This is a genomic window from Frisingicoccus sp. (assembly GCF_048388605.1).
Taxonomy (GTDB): domain Bacteria; phylum Bacillota; class Clostridia; order Lachnospirales; family Lachnospiraceae; genus Frisingicoccus.
In genome coordinates this window covers 1-26,876 of sequence record NZ_DBGCTU010000012.1, presented here as the reverse complement: position 1 = coordinate 26,876, position 26,876 = coordinate 1, and the positions used below count along the sequence as shown (strand labels likewise).

General features: G+C 40.3%; 20 protein-coding genes and 1 pseudogene. 9 read left to right on the top strand and 12 right to left on the bottom strand.

All coding sequences use genetic code 11. From position 1 onward, the window contains the following. Positions 1-20: 20 nt before the first annotated feature. Positions 21-2,045 (bottom strand): DNA topoisomerase, encoded by a 2,025-nt coding sequence (locus tag ACMN7X_RS02800; RefSeq protein ID WP_418745986.1) that lies wholly within the window; start codon positions 2,043-2,045, stop codon positions 21-23. A 185-nt stretch (positions 2,046-2,230) separates the two neighbouring features. Between ACMN7X_RS02800 and ACMN7X_RS02795 the strand changes: the two genes are divergently transcribed. Beyond that, positions 2,231-2,866, top strand: a complete 636-nt coding sequence (locus ACMN7X_RS02795) for a lactate utilization protein (RefSeq protein ID WP_418745985.1) — start codon at positions 2,231-2,233, stop codon at positions 2,864-2,866. Positions 2,867-3,018: 152 nt separating this feature from the next. On the opposite strand, the gene ACMN7X_RS02790 is transcribed toward ACMN7X_RS02795, so the two are convergent. Next, positions 3,019-3,891, bottom strand: a complete 873-nt coding sequence (locus ACMN7X_RS02790) for a LysR family transcriptional regulator (RefSeq protein WP_418745984.1) — start codon at positions 3,889-3,891, stop codon at positions 3,019-3,021. A gap of 112 nt (positions 3,892-4,003) precedes the next feature. On the opposite strand from ACMN7X_RS02790, the gene ACMN7X_RS02785 reads away from it, so the two are divergent. Beyond that, the gene (locus ACMN7X_RS02785) at positions 4,004-5,362 is read left to right on the top strand and encodes an MATE family efflux transporter (RefSeq protein WP_418745983.1); all 1,359 of its coding nucleotides are present in this window, start codon (positions 4,004-4,006) and stop codon (positions 5,360-5,362) included. A 105-nt stretch (positions 5,363-5,467) separates the two neighbouring features. Here ACMN7X_RS02785 and ACMN7X_RS02780 read toward each other — a convergent pair whose 3' ends face one another. The 8 genes from ACMN7X_RS02780 to ACMN7X_RS02745 form a co-directional block, all read right to left on the bottom strand. Next, positions 5,468-5,656 carry a hypothetical protein gene (locus ACMN7X_RS02780; protein ID WP_418745982.1) on the bottom strand — a complete coding sequence of 63 codons (189 nt, stop codon included), beginning with the start codon at positions 5,654-5,656 and terminating at the stop codon, positions 5,468-5,470. Between the two features lie 29 nt (positions 5,657-5,685). After that, positions 5,686-5,946: a hypothetical protein gene (locus tag ACMN7X_RS02775; RefSeq protein WP_418745981.1), complete on the bottom strand. Its 261-nt coding sequence runs from the start codon at positions 5,944-5,946 to the stop codon at positions 5,686-5,688. Between the two features lie 181 nt (positions 5,947-6,127). Further along, a complete protein-coding gene (locus ACMN7X_RS02770) occupies positions 6,128-6,460 on the bottom strand; it encodes a hypothetical protein (protein ID WP_418745980.1) in 333 nt (110 codons plus the stop codon). Positions 6,461-6,472: 12 nt separating this feature from the next. Further along, positions 6,473-6,787 (bottom strand): hypothetical protein, encoded by a 315-nt coding sequence (locus ACMN7X_RS02765; protein WP_418745979.1) that lies wholly within the window; start codon positions 6,785-6,787, stop codon positions 6,473-6,475. 11 nt (positions 6,788-6,798) lie between these two features. Next, positions 6,799-6,984 (bottom strand): hypothetical protein, encoded by a 186-nt coding sequence (locus ACMN7X_RS02760; RefSeq protein ID WP_418745978.1) that lies wholly within the window; start codon positions 6,982-6,984, stop codon positions 6,799-6,801. Between the two features lie 23 nt (positions 6,985-7,007). Next, the gene (locus ACMN7X_RS02755) at positions 7,008-7,259 is read right to left on the bottom strand and encodes a hypothetical protein (RefSeq protein WP_418745977.1); all 252 of its coding nucleotides are present in this window, start codon (positions 7,257-7,259) and stop codon (positions 7,008-7,010) included. A gap of 15 nt (positions 7,260-7,274) precedes the next feature. Further along, a complete protein-coding gene (gene essC, locus ACMN7X_RS02750; protein WP_418745976.1) occupies positions 7,275-12,017 on the bottom strand; it encodes a type VII secretion protein EssC in 4,743 nt (1,580 codons plus the stop codon). Between the two features lie 21 nt (positions 12,018-12,038). After that, positions 12,039-12,827, bottom strand: coding sequence for a PP2C family protein-serine/threonine phosphatase (locus tag ACMN7X_RS02745; protein WP_418745975.1), 789 nt, complete (start codon positions 12,825-12,827; stop codon positions 12,039-12,041). Positions 12,828-12,959: 132 nt separating this feature from the next. On the opposite strand from ACMN7X_RS02745, the gene ACMN7X_RS02740 reads away from it, so the two are divergent. From ACMN7X_RS02740 to ACMN7X_RS02710, 7 genes are all read left to right on the top strand, one after another. After that, positions 12,960-13,283, top strand: coding sequence for a helix-turn-helix domain-containing protein (locus ACMN7X_RS02740; RefSeq protein WP_418745974.1), 324 nt, complete (start codon positions 12,960-12,962; stop codon positions 13,281-13,283). 193 nt (positions 13,284-13,476) lie between these two features. After that, a complete protein-coding gene (locus ACMN7X_RS02735) occupies positions 13,477-15,516 on the top strand; it encodes a serine/threonine protein kinase (RefSeq protein WP_418745973.1) in 2,040 nt (679 codons plus the stop codon). A gap of 14 nt (positions 15,517-15,530) precedes the next feature. Then, positions 15,531-17,426, top strand: a complete 1,896-nt coding sequence (locus ACMN7X_RS02730; protein ID WP_418745972.1) for a serine/threonine-protein kinase — start codon at positions 15,531-15,533, stop codon at positions 17,424-17,426. Between the two features lie 15 nt (positions 17,427-17,441). Then, a complete protein-coding gene (locus tag ACMN7X_RS02725; protein ID WP_418745971.1) occupies positions 17,442-19,577 on the top strand; it encodes a protein kinase domain-containing protein in 2,136 nt (711 codons plus the stop codon). A gap of 27 nt (positions 19,578-19,604) precedes the next feature. Next, positions 19,605-21,446, top strand: coding sequence for a serine/threonine-protein kinase (locus tag ACMN7X_RS02720; protein WP_418745970.1), 1,842 nt, complete (start codon positions 19,605-19,607; stop codon positions 21,444-21,446). A 13-nt stretch (positions 21,447-21,459) separates the two neighbouring features. After that, entirely contained in the window at positions 21,460-23,820 is a 2,361-nt protein-coding gene (locus ACMN7X_RS02715) for a protein kinase domain-containing protein (protein WP_418745969.1), read from the top strand. A 30-nt stretch (positions 23,821-23,850) separates the two neighbouring features. Further along, positions 23,851-26,154 (top strand): protein kinase domain-containing protein, encoded by a 2,304-nt coding sequence (locus ACMN7X_RS02710; protein ID WP_418745968.1) that lies wholly within the window; start codon positions 23,851-23,853, stop codon positions 26,152-26,154. A 120-nt stretch (positions 26,155-26,274) separates the two neighbouring features. On the opposite strand, the gene ACMN7X_RS02705 is transcribed toward ACMN7X_RS02710, so the two are convergent. Then, positions 26,275-26,508 carry a hypothetical protein gene (locus tag ACMN7X_RS02705; RefSeq protein WP_418745967.1) on the bottom strand — a complete coding sequence of 78 codons (234 nt, stop codon included), beginning with the start codon at positions 26,506-26,508 and terminating at the stop codon, positions 26,275-26,277. A gap of 55 nt (positions 26,509-26,563) precedes the next feature. Further along, positions 26,564-26,876, bottom strand: a pseudogene (locus tag ACMN7X_RS02700) (hypothetical protein); the annotation flags it as partial.

The following is a 26,876-nucleotide window of genomic DNA, read 5'->3' as shown; positions in this document are numbered from 1 at the left end:
ACACTCCATAGCCGCAAAGTCTATTTTTTTTCATAATTTTTAGAGAGGGCCTCATATTTCTCACGAAGCATCCACTGATTATTCAGCTGTTTCACATATTCTGTGCGCAGAGACACAAAACGGTCCAGCTTCTCCATATATTCCTCCGGCGTGATCGTTCCCTCCGCTACATAATTCAATCCCTTTTCCCAACTGGCCGTCAGCTCCGGATTTAACAGCGCCCTCAGGGAACTGTCCACCACATCATAAACCATCTCGCCAAGCTTTGTCGGCGTGATGATCTGGGTCTTTTTATTCAGCGCCAGATATTTGATCGTTATCAGTTTCTTTAAAATCTCAGCCCGGGTCGCGCTTGTGCCGATACCGCTTCCTTTAATCATGGCCCGCAATTCCTCATCCTCGATGAGCTGCCCGGCATTTTCCATGGCAAGGATCATACTTCCCGAATTGTACCGTTTCGGCGGGGTTGTTTCGCCTTCTTTTATATATAATTCCTTTACAGGCAAAGAAATACCTTTTTTCAGAGTTTTCAAAACCTCCAGAAAGGCCTGATCTATCCCTGTGACTTCTCCGCCCCCGGGTTTGTCTGCCGCCTTTGCATCCGCCCCCGTATCTGCCGGTTTATCATTCGGCTTCCCGGCCACTTTGAGATACCCCTCCGAAAGAAGCACTTTAAAACCGGCAAAAAACCGCTCTCTATCCTTGCTGACAACGAGACTGATTTTCTGATATTCTGCTGCCGGATAAAATATGCTCAAAAAACGTTTGGCAATCACCGTATACACGCTGAAACCTGTCCGGTTGACGGATTTCAGGGCACCAAGCCCCTGCCCCGTCGGCACAATAGCATAATGATCCGTTATCTGTTTATCATTAACATAGCGGGTCTTTGCGATATTTTTATAGCTTCCCATCTCCAAAACCTCTTTGGCAAAATCAGATACGGGTGCAAAATTTCGAAGGCCGCTGATATTTTTATAAATTTCCTTTGCCACGGCCGTTGAGAGGACGCGGGCATCCGTTCTCGGATAAGTCACCAGCTTTTTTTCATAAAGCTCCTGGACAACTTTCAACGTCTCATCCGGACTCAGTTTAAATAGCCTGGAACACTCATTTTGAAGCTCCGCCAGATTAAATAACAACGGCGGATTTTTTTTCTCTTTCTTCTTTTCCAGTTTTTCAATCACCATGGCCTGCGGCGGGATGACCGAAAGCTCTGCAATCAACTCTTTTGCATCCTCCTGTCTTTTAAAACCATTTTCTTTATAAAGGGCCGGTGTTCCAAAATATCTCGAGCCCTCGACGGCCCGCCACTCAGCCTCAATCTCGCGGCCCTGAACTTCCAGTTTTGCAAGCACCCGGTAAAAAGGCGTTTTCACAAACGCCCGGATCTCCCTCTCCCTCCGTACAACCATACCGAGGACACAGGTCATTACCCGCCCCACAGAAAGGACGGTGTGCTTTGTCCGCATAAAACTGGAAACAGACGGCCCGTATTTAAGTGTCAGAAGCCTGGAAAAATTAATGCCCATCAGATAATCTTCTTTGGCACGCAGATAAGCAGAAGCGGCCAGATTGTCATAGGCGGATATATCTTTTGCCTCCCGGATACCCCGCATAATCTCTTCCTCTGTCTGGGAATCAATCCAGACACGCTTTCTCGTTTTTCCCTTCACACCGGCCATCTGATCCACCAGCCGGTATATGTACTCGCCTTCCCGCCCCGAGTCGGTGCAGACATAAATTGTCCCGACATCCGGCCGGTTCAGCAGGCGGCTCACAATATCAAATTGTTTTTTAACCGAGTCTATAACTTCATATTTGAACTCCTTCGGAATAAATGGCAGCGTGTCCAGAGACCACCGCCGCAGCGCCGGATCATAAGCCTCCGGATAACTCATTGTCACCAAATGACCGACACACCAGGTCACCACCGACTCCTCCGATTCCATATAGCCGTCATAGCTTTTACCCTTAATCTTTAATGCTTTGGCAAACTCTCTGGCCACACTTGGTTTCTCGGCAATATATAATGATTTTGACATAAATTCTCCTTACTCGCATTTTGCAGATGTTCCTCTAACACCATATTGAGTGTTCACAGTATACCACGTCAACTAAGCTCATATTATATCATGGTTTTAGTTAACACGAAAGTCTGACTTTTTTCTGTACCATCCCGGCAAAAGGTGTTATACTGTTATCAAAAAACAGAATGGAGCGTGATTGAATGAACCCGAAAAAGAAATTTTATGAAACCGCGGCGGAAACTCTGATCAAGAATTTGGATAAACGCGGTATGGAAGCCTACTACGTAGATAACGGCGAAGAAGCACTGAAAATGGCCCTGCGTTTTGTAACCCCCGGCGCCAGCGTTTCCTGGGGCGGTTCCATGTCCATCAATGAGATTGGCCTGATTCCGGCCTTAAAAGCATCCGACTGTGTTGTCCTTGACCGCACGGTTCCAAAAACCGATGAAGAGAAAAAAGAATTTTTCGGTAAGGTCGCTACCTGCGATTATTATTTTATGAGTACAAATGCTTTGACTATGGACGGTGAATTAGTCAATATCGACGGCACCGGAAACCGGGTCGCTTCCCTCATTTTCGGGCCGGCCAATGTGATCATTATCGCCGGTATGAATAAGGTTGCCGACACACTTGATGCCGCTGTCGCCCGCGCCCGGAATACCGCAGCGCCGATGAATACTATCCGCCTGGACAGAAATACCCCGTGTACCCAGGTCGGCCGCTGCTGTAACTGCATGAGCCCGGATTGTATTTGCAACCAGTTTGTTATTACACGCCGCAGCGCTCCGGCCGGAAGAATCAAAATTATTCTTGTCGGCGAAGAACTGGGCTATTAAGAGGACGCAGGTATATTCTGCTTTTTTGAACTTTTTTGAAGGAACGCTTTCCTTTAGAATATACCTGCTTTTTTGAAGAAATTCCTTCCGGAAAAATATATCTGCTTTTTTGGAGGAACGCTTTCTTTTAGATTATATCTGCTTTTTTCTTTTTATACGTTTTTCAGTTCATCCATATAGGCCTCTGAGAATTTCATAAAGGAGGCTGCCGCCGGGGTTTTATCCCTTGCCACAGCCAGGCCAATCACTGTTGTCTGGGGTGGATCTAATGGGATCGTCTTAATACGGCCGCTCAGAGTTCTGCAATTTATCTCATTATTCATGCTGATTCCAAGGCCCGCCTCAACCATCGAATAGGTTGCATAGATATCCATCGTGGAAAACTGTGTATTCGGCGTCACATGGCACCTCTTAAACACATAGGCATTGTCGATATCTTTTCCCGGGTAAATATCAATAAAAGATTCCGTTGCAAATAATTCTACGGGAACAGAATCCAGCTTTGCCACCGGATGATCCGCAGCCACCATGGCAAGAAGCCGGTCTTTCATCAACGGTATCCATTGATGATTACCGCCGCGCTCGCTGATGATCGCCATATCCAATTCATGTTTTTCCATCTGTTCTGCTAATTCCGCACTATATCCGCTCACGATCCGGATTTCGATTCCCGGATGCTCTTTATGAAATGCCGAAGTAACTCTGGACACCCAGCCATAATAAGCATTATAGGCTGTTCCGATTGTCAGAGTACCCATTTCCACATTTCTTATTTGTGCAGACATTTGCTTTAATTTTTCGCCCTCAAAGACTAATTCTCTGATCTGAGGCATCAGCTTTATACATTCTTTTGTCGGAGTAACCCCTTCTTTTCCCCGGACAAGAAGAGGAAAACCATTTTCCACTTCCAACGCAGCCATCATGCGGCTGATTCCGGACGGCGTATATCCTAACGTTTCCGCGGCGGCTGAGAAACTTCCCTTTTCAACAGCACACAATAATGCTTCATATTTTTCTATTTCCATAACTTTTCCTTTGACATTTTATCACAGATATGTTGTCGAATTGTCGTTTTACTCACATGTTAACAATAAGCTATACTAAAGTCAACAAAAAAATATATTCAGAGGTCTTATTATGAAAAAATACGATTTAACCAACGGTAATATTTCTTTACAATTGATTCAATTATCACTCCCGCTCATTATGGGAAATATTTTACAGCAATTGTATAATACGATTGACGCTTTGGTTATTGGCCGATATGCCGGACAAGCCGAATTTGCCGCCATCGGCATTGCGGGTTCAGTGATGAATTTATTTTTATTTGCCATTGTGGGCGCATGTACGGGAATATCCGTCATTTTTTCACAACAATACGGAATGAAAAATATGGACGCTTTCCGCCATGAACACTTTCTGGCATTAATATCAGGGCTTATGATCGCCATATTTGGAAGTCTGATCGGAATTTCCCTGCTCTCCCACATTCTCCGGATCATTCAGACGCCTTCCGAGCTTTTCCCACATGTAAAAACCTACCTGGTAATCATATTGTCAGGGCTTCCCGCCGCATTTTTATATAACCTATACAACTCTCTTTTGAGATCTATCGGCAAAACCGGGGCAGCCCTTCTTGTTCTGGCCTGCTCTGTCTGTGTCAACATGTTTCTCGACGTTCTTTTTATCGCCAAGCTGGGACTTGGTATTTCCGGCGCCGCAATTGCAACCGTACTTGCCCAGATATTATCTGCTGTTTTATGTTTCGTCTATCTCCGCATGGCTTTTCCCGAACTGATCTTTCATCGTTCAGACTGCCATATGGATAAATATCTATTTCAAAAAACACTCCATTACGGAATGGTCACCGGGCTCCACCAATCCAGTCTGTACATCGGAAAATTGCTGGTACAGGGTGCCGTCAATACGGGCGGCCCGGAACTTATTACCGCATATACGGCAACGACCCGCATCGAGGGTTTTGCAAACTCTTTCGGGGACAGCGGCGCCGCCGCCACATCCGTCATGATCGGACAAAGCTACGGGGCAGGGAAAAAACAGCGTATTGAGAAGATTTTTTTCAAAAGTTTACTTCTTTTATTTTTACTTGGTGTGCTTTCTTCCGTCATTATGTACATATCTGCCGGTGCTGCCGCCGGCTTCCTGATCGGCGCTCCAAACAGCGCTGCCTGCGAAGATGCAAAAATGTACCTGCGTATCATTGCTGTTTTCTACCCGTTTTGTTTTACAGGAAATACATTTGCCGGATACTTTGACGGCTGCGGAAAGGTATCGATTCCCTTCATAGGCGCTGCCAGTCATATTTCTCTCCGGGTCATATTATCCTGGATCTATGTCTTTAAATTCGGGTTAAACGCCGTAGCTGTTGCAACGGGCATTGGATGGATATTTGTAAATCTGTTCTGGGGAATGATCAAATTCAAAAAACATGTACGAAGAACAACCAGAAGTACCTTCCAGTTTAGCAAAGCCTGATATACTAAAGGGGTTATCAAAAAACAACACCCATTGTTTTTCGATAACCCCTTGCTTTCTTTTCTTCTGGTATTTAAAATCCTATTTTTTCGGCTTACATCCTATTCATTTTACTTTATATTGTTCCCGTTCCTCTGCCGGTATCTGCAAAGCACCCATGGCCTGTTCCGCCGTCCATCCCATGGTTTCCATCAATTTTTTTATGGATTCCAACCGTTCTGCTTCCTTGCCTTCTGTCAAGCCCAGATCATGGCCTTCCCGGCGCGCCTCTTCCAATTCCTCCCACAACCGCATATACTTTACACCCACTTCCTGGCTGCTTTTCAACATTTCAAATATGTTGTATATATTTCCTCTATTTCTCTATTAAAATAATCTGTTTCTCTCTGCAAATTGCTGTCGAATTTTTCCAATAATATTCTCGTTTTTTCCAACTTGTACTGTACTCGCAGCAGCCTTTCAAGTAAATCGTTAAAAATTAGTATATTACCTTCATCTGCTTCATTTAAAATTCTGCGGATTAACGATATGATTTCGTCCAATTTTTCTTCTTCACTCTGCATTTTATCTAAATAGTCAAGCATCCATGCCTTATTATATATGAACAGCTCACTCATATTTATTACCTACATTCTTAACATTTTCAACGTAAAATTCTGCTATAATAGAATCCTCTCAGCCAATTTATAAATCAAACTGAGAGGATTCATTGTCTTCATAAAAATTTTATTATGATTCTAAGTGTTCTATAAAATCCAATTCGAATCAATCAAATAAATCCGGTAATTCTTCTCTGATACTGGAAACATTTGATTCTAATGTAGAGGCCTGTGTTTCCATACCGGAAAGATATTGCTGAATGGCATCTCTTTGTGCCGTCACCTTAACAATGGCATTTTCTACACGCCGCAACGATTCTTCCGCAAGATCAATTGCTTCTTGAACATTGGTTCCGCTAAATGTTTCCCCTGTCATTCGATCCACTTCACTTTTTAAGCTGTCTCTTTGACCCTGTAATCTTTGCAATACATTTCCAAGCTGATCTAATGTATCCTTAAAAACATTGATATCTACTTTTAATTTTAACGCTTCAGCCATTTATTTTTCCCCCTATCTCTCAATCTGATCTCTTAAATTTTGTGCCATATCCGAGTCATTCTGGAGAACTGCATTTAAGTAATCCCCGATTTTTAATCCCAGATTCAAAAAACACTTAGCTAAGTCTGTTATACCATTAAACAATTGTTGAGCTGCTGTCACTGTCTGATCAATCAATCCACCTTCTGATTGACCTGTCAATTTTGTCATAATCTCCTGAAATTCTCCCATTGTGTCGTCGACATCACTGGAAATTCCTTTAATGTTACCAGTAATATTTCTGACCTCTTGTGTCGTTAGTTTTACACCTGTTAATCCTGCAGCCATAATAGCCCTCCTTAATAAATTTTAATAAAGTCTTTATAAACGCTTTCCAATTCGGAAAGTTGACTTTTTCTCAACTCAGCAAGTACTCTCGCTGATTCACCATCAAAATAAGCATGTGAAATGTTTATATTTCTTTTCATTTCAAATATTAATTGTTCCATCGTTTCTTTATATTCTGCCACTAATAAATGATTCATGCCTTTCACATTCCACCTTCAAATTAAAAAATATAAACTTTCTCCCCGTACCTAATCCCACACTCTTCCACCGTATGATTTCTATCATAAAGGATACCGCTTGAAGAATTACACAATATCTCTTCCCCTGACGGTACATACCGATATTGGGTTATATCCGCCAAAGCTTCCGTTATCATCGGAATCAGAGAATTAATTTCCATAAAAGACGGTAATAGTACGTCAAAGTGTTGATTAATCGATGGTACATATAGTGAGATCAATATTTTATCCATAATCCGCCTCCCGCCTTAACCAATAATATCCATATCGTCATTATCAATATCCATCTTCCTGGAAATATCACCACACGGCATAAATAGCGGATATAATTCTCCATGGTATTTCATCATAAACGAATTATAATTTTTCATCATTTTGTTATAGCTGCGAAATTCCATCGGAAGAGAGATGATATTTTGTTTATTAAACTGGCCGCCAAATAGTAAAACAAATTCATCCGGATTATATACTTTTTTAATCTCATTACTTGAAAATTGCGACATATCTTTTGGTTCAAAACAGCCTGCAAAGTAGAAATTATAGCCTCTTCCCCCTTTCATTATTTGTTTTATCGCATCACTGCACATTTCGCTTACATTTTCCGAAAACTCCTCAAAATCTTCAAAAAATACAAGTAATGGATACGTATTCTCATAGACATAATAAAAACATTTTTGCATTGTATCCGCGCCAGTATAGGAAAGATTATTTTCATCACAATACTGATTGCGATATTTTTTTCGCTGATTTATCTCTTGAATCATCAATTTACAAAAAGCATCACTATCTTCTATGGAAGACCGAAAATAAGTAATTTGTCCAATGAAAGGCTTCAGCAATTGCACAAATTCTTCTGTATCAAAAATACTTGTTTGGTTTTTCTTAATGATTATAAAGTGCATTTTTTCTTTAATAAATGCTTCTATAAAATTCTTTAATACAGGCCTGACCGCATTAGGATTACCCAGATAAATTGACATACAAAACAATTGTTTTAACGGAATAGATATTTTTTTTATATCATCCATTGAATAGCCCAAAGGAATTCTCCTGCTTTCAATATCTGCGCAAAATTCGCCATAAGTTTCTTTTTGATTTATCGTAAGAATTTTTTTTGCAGGCAAACAATCCGAATACATCTTCGCACGCTGCTCAATCCTATTCCGCAACTCTTTTATACGCTGTTGTTCGTTATTGCCAAAAACAAATTGTGCAATCTGCATTTCCAACGCACGTTTATTTATTTTGCACATTCCCCGACCTGCATTTTTATTTGGCTCTAACGGACATCGCGTATCTAATATATCTCCATATTCATATTTATTTTTAGAACTTAACGCCAGTCTTAAATCGAATTCTTTTTTTATCCGATACATTACATCATCAATACTTCCGGCGGTTATGATGAACTTAATCCCAACCGGATTGGCTTCTCTGATAAGCATATTTAACTGATAATATATCGCCTCCCCTTTTTTCCAGGAAGATAATCCTGCTATATTATCAACAAAAATAAATATCATCGGTATTTTTTGTATGGAACAATAGGCTTCGTATGAATTAACGGATGCCTTTGTAAAATCTTTTTTTCTTTTAGCTATTATTTCATTAAGCATCTCAAAGAATTTTTCTATATTCTTCTCCTCACCTTCTCCCCAGCAGCCGCCACAATAAGGCGAATAATTAAAAATATTTAACATTCTGCTTGAAAAGTCCAATATGTAGTAATTGATATCTTCCGGCGAATAATGGGTCACCATTGTATATAATATTGTTTCTAATGCCGTTGTTTTTCCTGAAAGCGTTTTTCCTACAATCATTAAATTCTGATTCTTGGAAAAATCAATGATCAGCGGAAATTGTGTTTGATTTTCAGGGTCATCCACATAGCCAATCATCAGATGGATATGTTCTTCATTTCTTTGCGGCAGCTCATTTTCATCATGCAATTTTCTGAGAGATATTTTTTGCGGTATCGGATTCATCCATAACTGTCTCGGTTCCAAATGTTCCTGCAAAGCCAGATCCGACAGATATTTTACAACAGCTACCAGCTGCGAATGATTTGACGCCTTCTTATCAACAGGCGGTTTTGTCTGCATGATAACCTGCCCTGTATTATCAATAAATTGAACCGCCTCGTCTTTATTGACGATCACTTCTTCCTGCGGTTCGTAATCCGCGCCACACCACGCCGACTGTCCTAACATAAACAATTCGTTATAACCCACCTGCAAATAGAAGCGACCCGTCTGTTTGATTTCAGCAGCATCAGGCCTTCTTATCATCTCATCACTGTCTGCTCTTGTCTGAACTTTAAGGCATACCCTGAATTTTGCATTACTATTAATCTGATCATTGACAACACCTGAAGGCTTTTGAGTTGCAAGTATCAGATGTACGCCCAAGCTGCGTCCAATTCTGGCAGCGCTTATCAATTGATCCATAAACTCGGGTTCCTGGGATTTTAATTCTGCGAATTCATCAGATATAATAAAAAGATGCGGCAACGGTTCAGACACCACGCCCTTTCTATATAATTTCTGATATGTGTATATATCCATGGTTCCTTCATCACTGATACTTTTTGCTTCATTAAAAATACGCTGTCTGCGTTTTAATTCACTTTCAATGGACATTAATGATCTTTGGATTGATGCTCCATCTAAATTTGTAATTGTTCCCACCAAATGCGGTAAATGTATTCCCCGATTACTATCTTCAAAAGCGCCTGCCAATCCGCCGCCCTTATAGTCAATAAGAACAAAGGCCACTTCATCCGGATGAAAATTAAGGGCTAAGGATAAAATATATGTAATAAGGAACTCACTCTTCCCCGATCCAGTCATTCCGGCAACTAATCCATGGGGTCCCTGATATTTTTCGTGTAAATCCAACATGAATAAACTACCTTCTGTTGAAACGCCCACCGGGACTGCCAGCGATGAAACCGGATTATTTTCTCCCCATCGTTGAAGCGGATTCAACTGTTCAATCTTACCGACATTATACATCTCTAAAAAAGTCAACATTTTAGGAAGGGAAAATGATTGACTTATTACATTTAATTGTAAGTTGGACAATACGGCTAAACTCTTTTTTAACCGTTTCTCGTCTAAAGCATCCAATCTAAAAGCAACATTAGTTTTGTCTTCACTTTTTATGTAAGAAACTTGATTATTACAGCCGTCGGCCAAATTTATTAATACAGCACTTTCTTTAGGTACTTTATCAAAAAAAGTCATTATACTTATTCCAAGGTTAGTGTCTGCACTTAAAATGGATTTTAAAATTTCCATATGATTAAAAATCTTCTCATCAAAAGCAAAAACAACATAATATGGATGACATTTTAATATTTCCTCGATTTTTCGAGGCTTATCCAAATCTGTCTCCAATTCTTTTTTTAATTCCTTTTCTATTAAATATGCAGATTGATAATCCGCAGCAATATAACGAAAACTTCTTTCATCATTCCATATATGCGGAATATATCGAATCTCTTTGATGCTTTCTAATACATTATCATCTGCCAAAACAATAATCTTCACTTCATCATATCCATGCATGAATATGATCTGCGCCAGAATTCTTCTCAAAAATTCTAATTTGGATTCATAAGTACCTAATACTCCCACAATATAGTCATTCACTAACGACAGCATCACCGGTACATTTTCAATAAGCACTTCCTTTTCTGCGAGCTGATACATTTTATCTTCCAATTCATCGTCATCCAGTGAAAATCTTTTTTTATTATATTGGACCTCAGCCATCATCGGTAATTCGCCATTACCAATTCTAAGATTCATAAAATCTCTGTTCTGCTTTGTTCTTGTCCATAATCTTTCACTATTAAACGCAAAATCAACAACTGCGTCAACTTCCGGATATTCTTCATTTAAAATTTTTTCTTCATTCTTTTTTTGCTGTTCAATTTCTTTTTCTTTTTTATCCAGATATTCTAAATATTTAACTTTTCTTTGTTCTTCATATTCCTTTTTTTCTTTATCTGTATATTTTTGAGTTAAAACAGGAAATAAAACCATGCTTATCATTGATAAATAATTACCCGAAAGCATGGATGCCCCGCTCATAACCATGGAACCGCCCATTCTCAACATTAATGGAATCTGATTGGACTTTATTGACAATGGCGGATTTTCTATACTGATCGTCCGCTCCTCAATTTTTGAATTTTTATGAGGTAATCTATTGAAGTAATCATCATTTTTCTTGCAAATATCTGAACTAAAATGATCATGATTCGATGTATGATACAAATTCAAATGACGGGAAGCAATCATAACTCCATTGTTCGTATCATTTATAGAAAGAAATCCCACGCCTACAATAATCCTAAGGCCCATAATGTATATGTTATCTCCGACATCCAGCTGACATCTGGTAATTTTCTTTCCGTTTACATATGTACCGTTTGTGCTCCCTAAATCGCTAATTTCCCATGTTTCATTTTTATAAATAATGCATGCGTGCATTTTCGAAACATATCTATTTGAATATACAATGTCATTTCCCTGCGTTCTTCCTATAGAAATCTGGCTCATTGAATCCACAAAATAGTTATGGTACACACTATTGCCGGGGTTTACCGCTTCAACATACATGATGCATTTTCTCTCTTCAGATATCACCTGCACAAAACAGTCATCAAAGATTTCCAGTTCTGAAACTTGCAAATATTCATTGTTTACCATATACTCAAAACATGCATCTGATTTACAACTCGCATACCATTTTTTCTCTTTTCCCTGCAAAAACACAGGCGAATCTCCGTCCGAGACTTGATCAAAATAATAAACGCCTTCCGGATTATTGGGAATCCAAAGTTGTTCCATTTCCCCTTTTCTAAATAATAAAGTCACAATATATCCAGAAGTTTTTTTATTCATCTGGGAATCAAAAACTTCTGTTTTTGAATTACCTATGATACTCATATTATTTTGTGTCAGCTCTTCACCATTTCTCATACCAAAAATATCCCCATCAACCTATACTTCCAAAAGAATCACTGTGATATTGTCCTTGCCTCCATGATCGAGGGCTTCCTGAATTAAGCGTCGCTTTTTTGTCTGAAGATTTGTGTTCGCACCCAATATATCGGCAATCCTGTCATCCTTTACCATGTTGGTTAATCCATCACTGCATAAAAGAAAAATATCTCCTTTTTGGACAGGAATCCATTCCGATTCCGCAGGCTCCAACAGGAATTCTTCTTCCGGGATCCCAAGATGCTGCGTCAGCGCGTGCTGCATTCCGCTTTCCTCAATACTTTTTGAGATTCCCATACTTTTTTGTATCTCACGCATATGGCTTTCTGTTGTATGATCCACGGACAATTGATGAAGTTTCTTTTCCCGAAACAGATAAGCTCTGCTGTCGCCTAAATTGGTAATTCGGACTCTGCCGGATTCATAGTTCAACAAAACTGCCGTACTTCCCATGCCTTTTGAGATTTTTTTCATCACCCGGCACATATAATGGTTGGTCCTTTGGAGCATATATTTTCCGTCAAAGGATTGTTTTTTCTCATTTAACCAGGAAACATACGCCTTCAGACATTTGACGGCGATATACGATGCCTGCTCGCCGGCCTGGGTGCCGCCCATCCCGTCAAAAACTCCGATGACTAAAGGGCTTTCCAAATAGCCCTCCTTTTCATACTGGAAATTCTTTAGAGTAATATCTTCTTTGTAAATTCCGTCACAATAAAAGTTGTCTTCATTATTTTCGCGAATTTTTCCAATATTGGTTTCTGCATATACCTTATAAATATCCATATTTTTACATCCATACTTCTCTTTTTTTGTCCAAGTCACATATTACTTTACTAAAATCAATTATAGCAATACTTTTGTATTTTGTAAACAATCGATAAATTATTTACACTACAGAAAAAGAAGGAGTTGTCTATGTTAGGTGAACAAATTCGCAAATTACGGCTTGCCCGGAATCTAAGCCAGGTTGAATTGGCTCAGCAGTTAAATGTTACAAAGCAAAGTGTCAGCAACTGGGAAAATAACAATATAATGCCGTCCATCGATATGCTAAAACGCATGTGCCATGTTTTTTCCTGCAGCGCTGATTATCTGCTGGAAATGGACGCTACCGGTGAAAGTTATGTCAGCACTTCCGGTTTGACCCTTGAAGAAATCGCGCATATTCAACAACTTGTACGGGATTTACAATATCTCGAATCTTTTCGTAAATTACATGAGACTTCCAAAAATGATTAAATCATTCAAACCTTTCATTCAGAATTATCCGAATGGGAGGTTCTTTTTTTCGTTTAAATCTGAAATATTCCCTGTTTATTTTTCGATTTCATTTTATAGGTGAATCCTTATTTACAAAACCTTAAAGCATTGATAAAATATACTATAGTATTGTAATATTTGACTATTGTCTATAGTAACGAGGTACGAATATATGTTATATGCAGCAGGAACAAAGGTTTTTGGAGATTGGGAAATAAAAAAAGAAATTGGTGAGGGCTCCTACGGAAAAGTTTTTGAAATATGCAAAACCGATTATGGAATTACGACCCAATCAGCACTGAAAGTCATTCGTATTCCCCGCTCTCCCGCCGACATACGCTCTGCTTTGAGCGACGGCATGAATGAAGCGTCGGTGACATCGTATTTTCAGGGCTTTGTTGAAGAAATTGTCCAGGAAATCGCAGTGATGTCCTCCCTGGAAAGTCATCCCAACGTGGTTGGCTATAAGGACCATTGTGTATTAAGTCACAACGGAGAAATCGGATGGGATATTCTGATTCGGATGGAACTTTTAACACCGCTGATCGAATATATTGTCTCTCATCCATTAAATGAAACAGATGTCATTCAAATGGCCGAAGGACTGTGCAGTGCCCTTGTCTTATGTCAAAAAAAGGGATTAATCCACAGAGATATCAAACCGGAAAATATCTTTGTCAGCGAAACCGGCCAGTTTAAACTCGGGGACTTCGGCGTGGCTCGGACCATCGAAAAAACCACCGGAGGATTGTCCAAAAAAGGAACCGAAAGCTATATGGCGCCGGAAATTTATCTGAATAAGCCTTATGGCTCCAGCGTGGACATTTACTCCCTCGGACTGGTTCTTTACAAGTTTATGAATAATAACCGCTTGCCGTTTTTCCCATCCTATCCGCAGCCGATTACATTCGCGGACAGGGAAAATGCACTGGGCCGCCGAATGAAAGGCGATACCCCTTCTGCTCCGGCAAATGCATGCAAGGAATTTTCAGATATTATACTGAAAGCCTGCGCCTATAAACCGGAAGAACGTTACCGCACGGCCGCTGACATGCTGGAGGATATTCGCCGACTGCGCATCCACCTTTCCACGGCTGCTGAGGCTGAAGCTCTTTCAAATAAACGGGCTGACCTTATTCCGCCAACAGAAGCCGATATCCTACCCGGCCAGACGGAGGGTGCTGCACAGACACAGGGGATTTTTGATGTGGTTTCACCGGAGGAAACCATTGGATTATGGGATATAAAATCTCAGACAAATGATATAGATAACATACAGGAAGATACTGATGCAGATACGGTAGGTCAAGAACCATCTCCCGTTGAAGAGCCGTCTCACGCTGTCGAAGAACCGGCGACTTCCATTGAAGAGTCGTTCCGCGCTATTGAAGAATCGTCTCCTTCCATGGGGGAATCGAAACCCGCACCGGAAGCCTCAAAGGCTAGAAAGAAATCAACTAAGGATATTAAAAATAACAAAAACAATAAACCTAAATCCAAACTGGGCATTGCAGCTGTTGTTTTACTGATTTCTTTATGCTCGTTTTTTATAGTTGTGAATATGATACACATTCGGAAAGAAAAAAATCGTACTCCGTATATATATACTCTTCTGTCTGATATAGATGCTCTTTTATTGGATAAAAGCTTTACTGCGACATTAACCTTTTGTGTAGAAAACCAAGATCTCCTCAAAGCAGGCGAGCTTCCGTATATTCGACAAATAGCGCACTTCATATCAGGCAATGAATTTGACAACGCCTTAGATTACTGCAAAGGAAATGAAAAAGAACTAAAAATGTATTATAAAGGATGGTTCCAGGAGGGCAAATTATATTCAAAAAAGGCGTTCGATACAACTATCCCGGTAATATATTTTGAAAACAACAAAGAGAAAAATTCATTTTATATTTATCAGGGCAGCTATGATACTGAAGGAAAACGAAGCGGTAACGGAAAAGAATTATGTGTTTATTACAGTTCAGGCAACTATTATTACTCCGAGGGAGAATGGGTTGATAATATTCTGACATCTGGCAATGCCACTAAATGTGAAATATCTAAAAGCGGATATGCCAATTCTACCATAGGAAAAGTAATAGACAATAATTTTTCAAAATTAATACGCTTTAAATCCGAAGCCCCTTCTGGACATGTTTACACAAGCTCTTACATACCTCAAAAACAAAGCAGCTACTTTTTTGATGATTAAAAGGACACAGAATTATGAAATATGAAAAAAACAGCATTGTCTTCACCGATTGGAGAATTGTCAGAGAAATCGGCGAGGGCTCTTACGGAAAAGTTTTTGAAATATATAAAACCAACTATGGGATAACCGCCCATTCGGCTTTAAAAGTTATCCGTATTCCCCGCTCAACAGCAGATATTCGCGCTGCGCTAAACGAAGGCATGGATGAACAGTCTGTAACCACCTATTTTCAGGGATTTGTTGACGAGATTGTCCAGGAAATTGCAGTCATGTCTTCTCTGAAGAATCATCCGAATATCGTCAGCTATGAAGACCACTTCGTTTCAAGCCACAGCGGTGAGATTGGCTGGGATATTCTTATCCGCATGGAGCTTTTAACACCGCTTCAGGAATACCTTGGAAAACATCATTTTTCTGAAAATGATATCATCCGCATGGCTGAAAATCTCTGTGATGCTCTGGCTTTCTGCCAAAAGAAAGCCATGATTCATCGGGATATCAAACCGGAAAATATCTTTGTCAGCGAAACCGGCTTATTCAAAATCGGTGATTTTGGCGTGGCTCGAACAATTGAAAAAACCACCGGAGGATTATCCAAAAAAGGGACGGAAAGCTATATGGCCCCGGAAGTATATCTGAATAAGCCCTATGGCTCCAGCGTGGATATCTATTCTCTTGGACTGGTACTCTACAAACTTATGAATAATAACCGTCTGCCATTTTTGCCGCCTCTGCCGCAGCCGATTACCTTTGCAGACAGAGAAAATGCACTGAGCCGACGGATAAAAGGCGAAACACTTCCGCCCCCGGTCAACGCCTGTAAAGAATTTTCGGACATCATTCTGAAAGCCTGTGCCTATAAGCCGGAAGAACGTTACCGCACAGCCGCTGATATGCTGGAGGATGTACGCGAACTTCGTCTGCATCTTGCGATGAATAAGAATGTCAACACTCTGACAGAAAATAACTCTGACATTATTCCTCCAATGGCATCAAATACTCTGGCTGCTCAAGAAAAGGATACCACCCAAACTCAGGGGGTTTTTGAAGAAATTTCTGCTGAAGAAACAATTGGATTATGGAATATGGAAACTCAGACAAATGAGATTGATAAAACAGAAGAAGATCTTGCTTCGGATACGGCGGACAAAGAAGCATCTTCTTTCATTGAAGAGCCGTACTCTTCCGATGGCAGTTCCTCTTTCCATATTGAAGAGCCATCCCCGTCCATCGTTGAATCACAGCACACGCCGGAAATCTCAAAGACTGGAAAGGAACCAGATAAGAAAAATAAACATAAATCCAAGCTAATCATTGCAGCCGCCGTTTTACTGATTTGTTTATGTTCAGCTTTTGTAGTTGTGAACATGATGCCTACAAAAAATGAGAAAGAAAGTAGTTTACATATGAATACTCTTCTGGCTGATATAAATACTCTCCTGACTGATAATAACTTTAACGAAATAATAAATGTTTGCATTAAAAATCAAGAGTTACTAACCAAAAATGATAAAGGCTGGTTCCAGAATGACATATTATATTTTTCAAAAAACTATAATTCAGCTCTCCCTGCAATGTACTTTGAAAGCAATCGTGATAAAAACTCTTTTTATATTTATAAAGGACTACTTGATTCCGATGGAAATCGCCGAGGTAACGGAAAGGAATTATGTATTTATTACACAACAGGAAATTATTATTATTCCGAAGGAAATTGGGAGAATAATAATCTGGCCTCAGGAACCGCTGTCTCTCGAACAACAACCTCTGATAATTGTATTTCCATATTATCAGGAAAAATCACTAATAATACTTTTGCTGGTTCCACATCCAAAGAAATCATCTATCCGGACGGATCCAGAGAAAAAAGTGAATGTTTAATCATCAAAAGATATCGTATTGAAAAATAAAAAGGATACCAAACTATGAAATATGAAAAAGATAGCATTGTCTTCACCGATTGGAAAATTATCAAAGAAATTGGCGAAGGCTCTTACGGAAAAGTTTTTGAAATATGTAAAACCGATTATGGGATTACGACACGTTCAGCTCTGAAAGTTATCCGAATTCCCCGCTCAACATCAGATATTCGTGCTGCTCTGAGCGAAGGAATGAACGAAGAATCCGTAACATCTTATTTTCAGGGCTTTGTTGAGGAAATTGTGCAGGAAATTGCAGTCATGTCCTCTTTAGAAAGCCATCCAAACATCGTTAGCTATAAAGACCATTGTGTTTTAAATCATAACGGTGAAATCGGGTGGGACATCCTTATACGCATGGAACTTTTAACGCCGCTTCTCGATTATATTGTATCTAATCCTCTAAATGAAGCGGATGTTGTACATATGGCTAAAGGCTTATGCAGCGCTCTCATTTTATGTCAGAAAAAAGGGTTGATCCATCGAGACATCAAACCGGAAAATATTTTTGTCAGCGAAACCGGCCAATTTAAACTTGGTGATTTTGGCGTAGCCCGAACCATTGAAAAGACCACCGGCGGCTTATCCAAAAAAGGAACCGAAAGCTACATGGCCCCGGAAGTATATCTAAATAAGCCCTACGGCTCCAGTGTGGATATCTATTCTCTGGGACTGGTACTCTACAAACTTATGAATAATAACCGTCTTCCATTTTTGCCGCCTCTGCCGCAGCCGATTACATTTGCGGACAGAGAAAATGCGTTAAGCCGCCGAATGAAAGGCGAAACACTTCCGCCCCCGGTCAACGCCTGTAAAGAATTCTCAGATATTATTCTGAAGGCCTGTGCCTACAATCCGGAAGACCGTTACCGCACAGCCGCCGACATGATGGAAGATATTCGGGAAGTCAAACCGCATAACCATCAAGCTGCTGCTGTCATACCGAATACACCCGAAATATATTCGTTTTCCGAAGAAACCAAGGGCATATTTGACGCGGCGTCAAGCGAAGAAACCATTGGATTGTGGAGCATTTCAACCCCTGAAGATGAAACCAACATCGAACAGCCGGGCCCTGCCTGTGATGAATCTGCACCGCAAAATGAAAATACAGACATAGAGTTCCAAAGAGACGACACGTTACCTGAAGAATCATCTTCTGATTTAGAAACATCCGTCGATTTAGAAACATCAGTTGATTCAGAACCACCGGCCGATTTACCGCAACCGGAAAAATCTACGGCAAAGAAAAAATGGCTGATTGGCGTTGCTGTTATCCTTATCATTGGAGGATGTATCGGAGGACTGAAACTCAATGAACACATGAAAGCCGTTCGCCATGAGCAGCAGGTTCAGGAATCTTTATTCGAGGCTGCTGAAGCGCAGATTAACTATGCCAAAAAAATAAAAGAAGGGGATGACTTAAAGCTGGCTGAAAATTATGAAGAGGCCATAGAAAAATATCAGGAGGCTTTACAAATTGATGCCACCCAAGAGCAAGTCTATTCAGATATTGTGCAGTGCTATCTTATCCAAAACCAAATTAAAGAAGCACAAGATTTTCTGAAAAGTGATTCTGTAAAAAATCTGCCTGAAAAATCAATGAGCAAACTGAATTGTGCCTGCCACATGCAACACATATATAATTTATTATCTCAAGAAAATTATATGGCTATTCGAGAATATATAATAAATAATCAAATTGACTTCTTGTTTTGGTATTATCAAAACGGAAAATTCAGCACTGATTACAACGATTTAGATTTGACACTACCTATACTAAAATTAACTTCGCTTTCCAATTCCAAGGCAATGTATATATACTATGGAACCGTTGCATCCGCCGGAGATCGATACGGAAATGGAAAAACGGTATGGTTCTCACGGTCTACTGCAGAAAATTACTACTATGCTACTGGTGAATGGAACAAAACAACGCTTTCCTCAGGAAACGCTTTTAAACAAGAACTGATAACAACCTCCGACGGAAATGATTGGATTTTTACATATTCTGGCAGCATCAAAAACAATATGTTCTATGGTGACATTAACATTACTCAAACAAACCTGGATGGCAGCCCATATAAAAATTTCATCCAAACAATGGATGAGTCAAGTGGGTACACTTATGAAATCCGCTAACATTAATTCATCAACAGGAGAAACTCTATGGAATATACAATAAATTCAACCGTTTTCGGCAATTGGATAATCACTGAAAAAATCGGGGAAGGTTCCTATGGAACTGTTTATAAAATACAAAAAACGGATTACGGTATTACGACCTATTCCGCATTGAAGATCATCCAGATTCCGCGTTCTGTCTCGGATATTCGCGCAGCTTTAAATGATGGCATGGATGAACAGTCTGTCACCACTTACTTTCAGGGATTTGTCGATGAAATCGTGCAGGAAGTTGCTGTCATGTCCTCTCTGAAAAGCCATCCGAATATTGTCAATTATGAAGACCACACGGTTTTAAATCACAACGGTGAAATCGGTTGGGATATCCTTATCCGAATGGAACTTTTGACTCCGCTTCAGGATTATCTCAGCAGCCACCGGCTCTCTGAAAATGACGTTATCCGTATGGCTGAGAATCTGTGTGACGCACTGGCTTTCTGCCAAAAGAAGGGATTAATCCACCGAGATATCAAACCGGAAAATATCTTTATCAGTGAAACCGGCCAGTTTAAACTTGGCGATTTCGGCGTAGCCCGAACCATTGAAAAAACGACCGGCGGCTTATCCAAAAAAGGAACCGAAAGCTATATGGCCCCGGAAATCTATTTGAATAAACCTTATGGCTCCAGCGTGGACATTTATTCCCTCGGGCTGGTTCTTTACAAATTTATGAATAATAACCGATTACCGTTTTTCCCGTTATATCCTCAGCCGATTACATTTGCGGACAGAGAAAATGCGCTGAGCCGCCGAATGAAAGGGGATAACCCTTCAGCCCCGGTCAACGCCTGTAAAGAATTTGCCGACATTATTCTAAAAGCCTGCGCCTATAAACCGGAAGAACGCTACCGCACAGCCGCCGACATGCTGGAAGATATTCGCAGGCTTCGCATCCATCTTGCCACAGCCGCGGAGACCGAAACCTTGTTAAATAAACAGGCTGACCTTATTCCTCCAATGGCATCTAATACTCCATCCTCTCAGGAAAATGATGCTGCACAAACGCAGGGCATCTTTGAAGAAATTTCAAATGAGGAAACCATTGGATTATGGAATATGGAAGTTGAAACAGGTAATGATATCATCGATAACATTTCTGATTTGAACGATATACCTCCTATAGATGAAGAAGCTCAACCTCCGGTACATAAGGCTGAGGCCGATAAACCTTTAGAGAAAATGCCTCAGGAAACACGTACAAAGGAAAACAGCAAACATATAATTACTAAATTTATACCCCTTATTATCCTGTTTATCACTGCTTTTACACTAATAGGTTTTCTATCTTTTAAAAAAGAAGAACAGAAAAAAACTCAATTTATGCCTTACATCCAACAAATATCTGCCCTCATATCTAATGACGAATTTGACAATGCATTAGATTACTGCAAAGCAAACAGAAAAGAGTTAAAAATATATTTTAAAGGGTGGATTCAAGACGGTAAATTATATTCTTCAAAAAAATATAACGAAACTGCCCCTGTAATATATTTTGAAAACAATCCAGATGAAAACTCTTTTTATATTTATGAAGGTATCTATAACTCCGAAGGAAAACGTAATGGTAATGGAAAAGAACTATGCATTTATTATGACTCAGGTAGTTATTATTACTCTGAGGGTGAATGGGTTGATGATATTCTGGCATCGGGTAATGCCACTAAATGTGAAATAACAGATAATGGATATACAAATTCTCTTACAGGCGAAATAATAAATAACAAATTCTCCGATAAAACACGCTTTGAATCCAAAACGCCTTCAGGACATATATCCGCAATCGCCCATAAAACATATAAACAAATAAACTACTTTTTTGAAGATTAAAAGGACATAAACTATGAAATACGAAAAAAACAGCATTGTCTTCACCGATTGGAAAATTGTCAGGGAAATCGGCGAAGGCTCTTACGGAAAAGTTTTTGAAATATGTAAAACAGATTATGGTATTACGACGCGTTCGGCCCTGAAAGTGATTCGCATCCCGCACTCAATTTCCGATATACGAACCGCTTTAAATGAGGGCATGGACGAACAATCCGTAACTACCTACTTTCAGGGATTTGTCGATGAGATTGTTCAGGAAATCGCCATTATGTCCTCTCTGAAAAGCCACCCAAATATCGTTAGTTATGAGGATCACTGCGTTTTAAATCACAATGGTGAAATCGGTTGGGATATTCTTATCCGAATGGAACTTCTGACGCCCCTTGAGGAATATCTTGGAAATCATAAACTTTCTGAAAACGACATTATTCATATGGGCAAAAACCTCTGCGATGCTCTGTCCTTTTGTCAGAAAAAAGGTATGATTCACCGGGATATCAAACCGGAAAATATCTTTATCAGCGAAACCGGCCAGTTTAAGCTCGGCGATTTCGGCGTGGCCCGAACAGTTGAAAAAACCACCGGCGGTTTATCCAAAAAAGGCACCGAAAGCTATATGGCCCCGGAAGTCTATCTGAATCAGCCCTATGGCTCCGGCGTAGACATTTACTCTTTGGGACTGGTTCTCTACCGTTTTATGAACAATAATCGTCTGCCATTTTTGCCGCCGTTGCCTCAGCCGATCACCTTTGCGGACAGGGAAAATGCATTAAGCCGCCGGATGAAGGGCGAAGCGCTGCCAGCCCCGGTCAACGCCAGTAAAGAATTTGCAGACATTATTCTAAAAGCCTGCGCTTACAAGCCGGAAGAACGTTACCGCACTGCCGCTGATATGCTGGAGGATATACATAATCTCAAACCGGGCAACTCCCAAACTGCTGCTCTCATGCCGAATATAGCGGAAGTATCTTCATCCTCAGAAGAAACAAAAGGCATATTTGACGCTGCATCGAGCGAAGAAACCATCGGGTTATGGAATATTTCAACCCCTCAAAAAGAAGCAAGCAACGAGCCACCGGACTCTGCCTGTAAGGAATCTGCACCGTCAGAAGAAAATGCAGTCATTGAGTCCTATGAAAACGACACGTTATCCGAAGAGCTGCCTGCCGATTCAGAACCGTCTAATGATTCAGAATCACCTGGTGACTCAAAAGTATCGGTCAATGAAAAATCACCTGTCGATTTACCGCAACCTAAAAAAAACACAGCAAAGAAAAAGTGGCTGATTGGCGCTGCTGCTATCCTTATCATTGGCGGTGGAATTGGAGGTTTGAAACTCTACGAACACAAAAAAGCTGTCCGCCATGAACAGGTTCAGGAATCCATCGAAGCCCGGGAATCACTGTTTGAGGCTGCCGAAGCCGCATCCAACGATTATGTAGCTATTAAACAGTATAAATCGGCTATCGAAACCTATCCTTATGATGAACGCGGATATGTCCAATTGGCAAAACTGAAAATTGAAAAAGAAGAATTTCAGGGAGCCTATGATATTCTTCAAAAAGGAATGGAATTTTGTCCGGATTCTGATGAAATCAAGCAACTTTCCGAACAGGCTAAAGCCCTGGTTAATTATGCTCAAAAAGTAAAAGAAGGGGATAACCTAAATGCGGCTGCAAATTATGAGGAAGCTATAAAAAAATACCAAGAGGCTTTACAAATCGATTCGACCCAGGAAGATGCTTACGCAGGCATCGTGCAGTGCTACTTAATTCAAAATAAAATCAAAGAAGCACAGGATTTTCTGCAAAATGATTCTGCAAAAAACCTGCCTGAAAAATCAATGAAAAGACTTCGTTCTGCCTGCCACATGCAACACATATATAATTTGTTATCCCAAGAGGACTATATGGCTATTCGCGAAGATTTAAAAAACAATAAAGAAGACTTTTTTCATGGATTTTACCAAAACGGAAAATATAACACTCAATATAAAAATTTTGACCTATCACAGCCTGTACTCAAAATATACGCAAGCAATACATACACATCTGTATATTATGGTACACTCAACTCCTACGGACAATATCAGGGAAATGGAAAAGAGTTCCACTTTTTATTTGAAAACGGAAGTTATTACTATGCTGAGGGTGAATGGCAGGGATTTACTCTTTCTTCAGGAAATGCCTTTTCCCAAAAATACATAACTTCCTCAGATGGTTCTGATTTTTTTATCATATATTCAGGTGGAATCAAAAATGATATGTTCTATGGTGACATCAATATTAGCCAGACGAGCTTGGATGGCAGCCAATATAGCAACTCCATCCAAAGAATGAACGGCTTAGAAGGTGTCTCATTTAAAATCTACTAATATGAATAATAATCAACAGTGAGAAACACTATGGAATATACAATCAACTCAACTGTTTTCGGTGATTGGAAAATCACTGAGAAAATCGGCGAAGGCTCCTATGGAACCGTCTATAAAATTCAAAAAACCGATTACGGTATTACCACGTATTCTGCTTTAAAAGTGATACGTATCCCCCGCTCAAATGCGGATATCAAAGCGGCCTTAAATGAAGGAATGGATGAACAATCCGTAACCACTTATTTTCAGGGATTTGTTGAAGAAATTGTTCAGGAGATTTCGGTTATGGCTTCGCTGAAAAGCCATCCAAACATCGTGAGCTATGAAGACCACCGTGTTTTAAACCATAGCGGCGAAATCGGCTGGGATATTCTGATTCGCATGGAACTCCTGATTCCTCTTCAGGATTACATATTCACACACAATATGGATGAATACGATATTTTAACCTTGACGGAAAATCTTTGCAGTGCACTGGCCTTTTGTCAGAAAAAAGGATTGATCCACCGGGATATCAAGCCGGAAAATATCTTTGTTACGGAAAATGGTCAATTTAAACTTGGTGATTTCGGTGTAGCTCGAACCATAGAAAAAACCACCGGCGGACTATCAAAAAAAGGCACGGAAAGCTATATGGCTCCGGAAGTGTATTTAAATAAGCCTTACGGTTCCAGCGTAGATATCTACTCCCTTGGATTAGTTATCTATAAATTTATGAACGATAATCGCCTGCCCTTTTTACCGCCTCTGCCTCAGCCGATTACATTTGCAGACAGGGAAAATGCATTAAGCCGCCGGATGAAAGGTGAAGCCCTCCCGGCCCCGGTCAACGCCAGTAAAGAATTTGCGGATATTATTCTCAAAGCCTGCGCCTACAAGCCGGAAGAACGTTACCATACAGCCGCCGATATGCTGGAGGATATCCGCAATTTCAAACCGCATTGCTCCAAAACCGCTGCTGTCATACCAGATACACCCGAAGCTCCTTCATCTTCTGAAGAAACCAAAGGAGTATTTGACGCTGCTTCAAGCGAAGAAACCATCGGGTTATGGAATATCGCCGTCCCTCAAAATGAAACAGAAGACCAAGGGCTAAACTCTGCCTGTGATAAACCTGTACCTATAGAAGAAAATATAGATATAGAGTTTCATAAAAACGACACGTTACCCGAAGAATCACTTTCTAACTTAGAACCACCTACTGATTTAGAACCTCCGGTCGATTCAGAACCGTCAGCTGATTTAGAATCACCGGCTAATTCAGAACTATCTGCCGATTTACCACAGCCGGAAAAATCCACATCAAAGAAAAAATGGCTGATTGGAGCAGCCGCCGTCCTTATCATTGGAGGATGTATCGGCGGAATGAAACTCAACGAGCATATGAAAGCTGTCCGCCATGAACAGCAGGTTCAGGAATCCATCGAAGCCAAAGAATCCTTCTTTGAAGCTGTAGAGAATATGGACGCTGAAAATGCCATTGAACAATATAAAACCGCTCTTGAATCTTATCCGGCAGATGAACGCAGTTATATCGGATTAAGCGAAGCATATATAGAAAATAAAGATTATGAAAATGCTTATGCCATTCTTCAACAAGGTATCACTGCCTGCCCGGACTCTGCAAATATAAAAGATAAAGCTGAACAGGTAAAAGTTGAAATGATTTCAGTTGAGATAACAGCCCTTATAGATTCCGGAAATTACGAGCAGGCATCCCAAAAATGTGAGGAAGCACTGAGCATGACATCACTCAATGCAAATCTTTCCGACCTATATCGAAGCCTCATCCAGTGTTATCTTATTCAGGACAAGGCTGATGAAGCACTTGAATTTCTGGAAAAAAATGACGGAGTCTCACTAAACAATGTGCTGAAAGAAGAATTAATACTCTCCTGCCATTGTCAAAAAATGTATACTCTTTCTCTTAATGGAGACGCTGTAGGCTTGGCACATTACTGCAATGATAATTTTAATACAATTAAAGAAAATCTGACATCAGGCCATTTTTTCTACTTATATGAAACCGGAAAATATATTCATACAAATAATTTGAATTCAATCCCATACCCTATAAATGCACTTAGTATACAGGTTTCCCACATAGACATGCCATCCCCACTTTCTGGCGAAAAGGCATCGTGGATTCGCAGCTACCTTGGAACCTTTGATGAATCAAATAATTTCTCCAGGACAGAGGGGATTGGCAAAGGTCATTCCTTCGATTATTATGAAAATGGCGATTATTTATATACAGACGGCGAATGGAGTTATCCTTCTGCCGATTCAGCACAATTCCAGGGAATTGACCAATATGGAAATATATTAAAATAACTGTTACCAGCCAGAACATTGCAAAAATACTAAGGGGTTATCAAAAATCAATCCTTTGTTTTCTGATAACCCCTGTTTTTCTATAATGTTCAATCTTCTATTCTTAATCTCGCATCCTATTCAATTCCTATATTTTTCCCGTTCTTCTGCCGGTATCTGCAAAGCATCCATGGCCTGTTCTGCCGTCCATCCCATGCTTTCCATCAATTTTTTTATGGATTCCAACCGTTCTATTTCCTTTCCTTCCGTCAAGCCCGAATCATGGCCCTCTTCCAGGCCCTCCCGGCGCGCCTCTTCCAATTCTTCCCATAACCGCATATACTTTACACCCACTTCCTGGCTGTTTTTCAACATTCAATCCGGCCTAAAAAAACAGCGGAAATTTTCCACTCTGCTGCCATTCCATTAGTTACTTACCGTCTATCATACCTTTATATTTTTCCCGTTCCTCTGCCGGTATCTGCAAAGCATCCATGGCCTGTTCTGCCGTCCATCCCATAGTTTCCATCAATTTTTTTATGGATTCCAACCGTTCTATTTCCTTTCCTTCCGTCAAGCCCAGATCATGGCCCTCTTCCAGGCCCAAATCATGGCCCTCTTCCAGGCCCTCCCGACGCGCCTCTTCCAATTCTTCCCACAACCGCATATACTTTACACCCACTTCCTGGCTGTTTTTCAGCATTTCAATCTGGCCTGCAAGCTTCCGTACACGCTCATCCTGA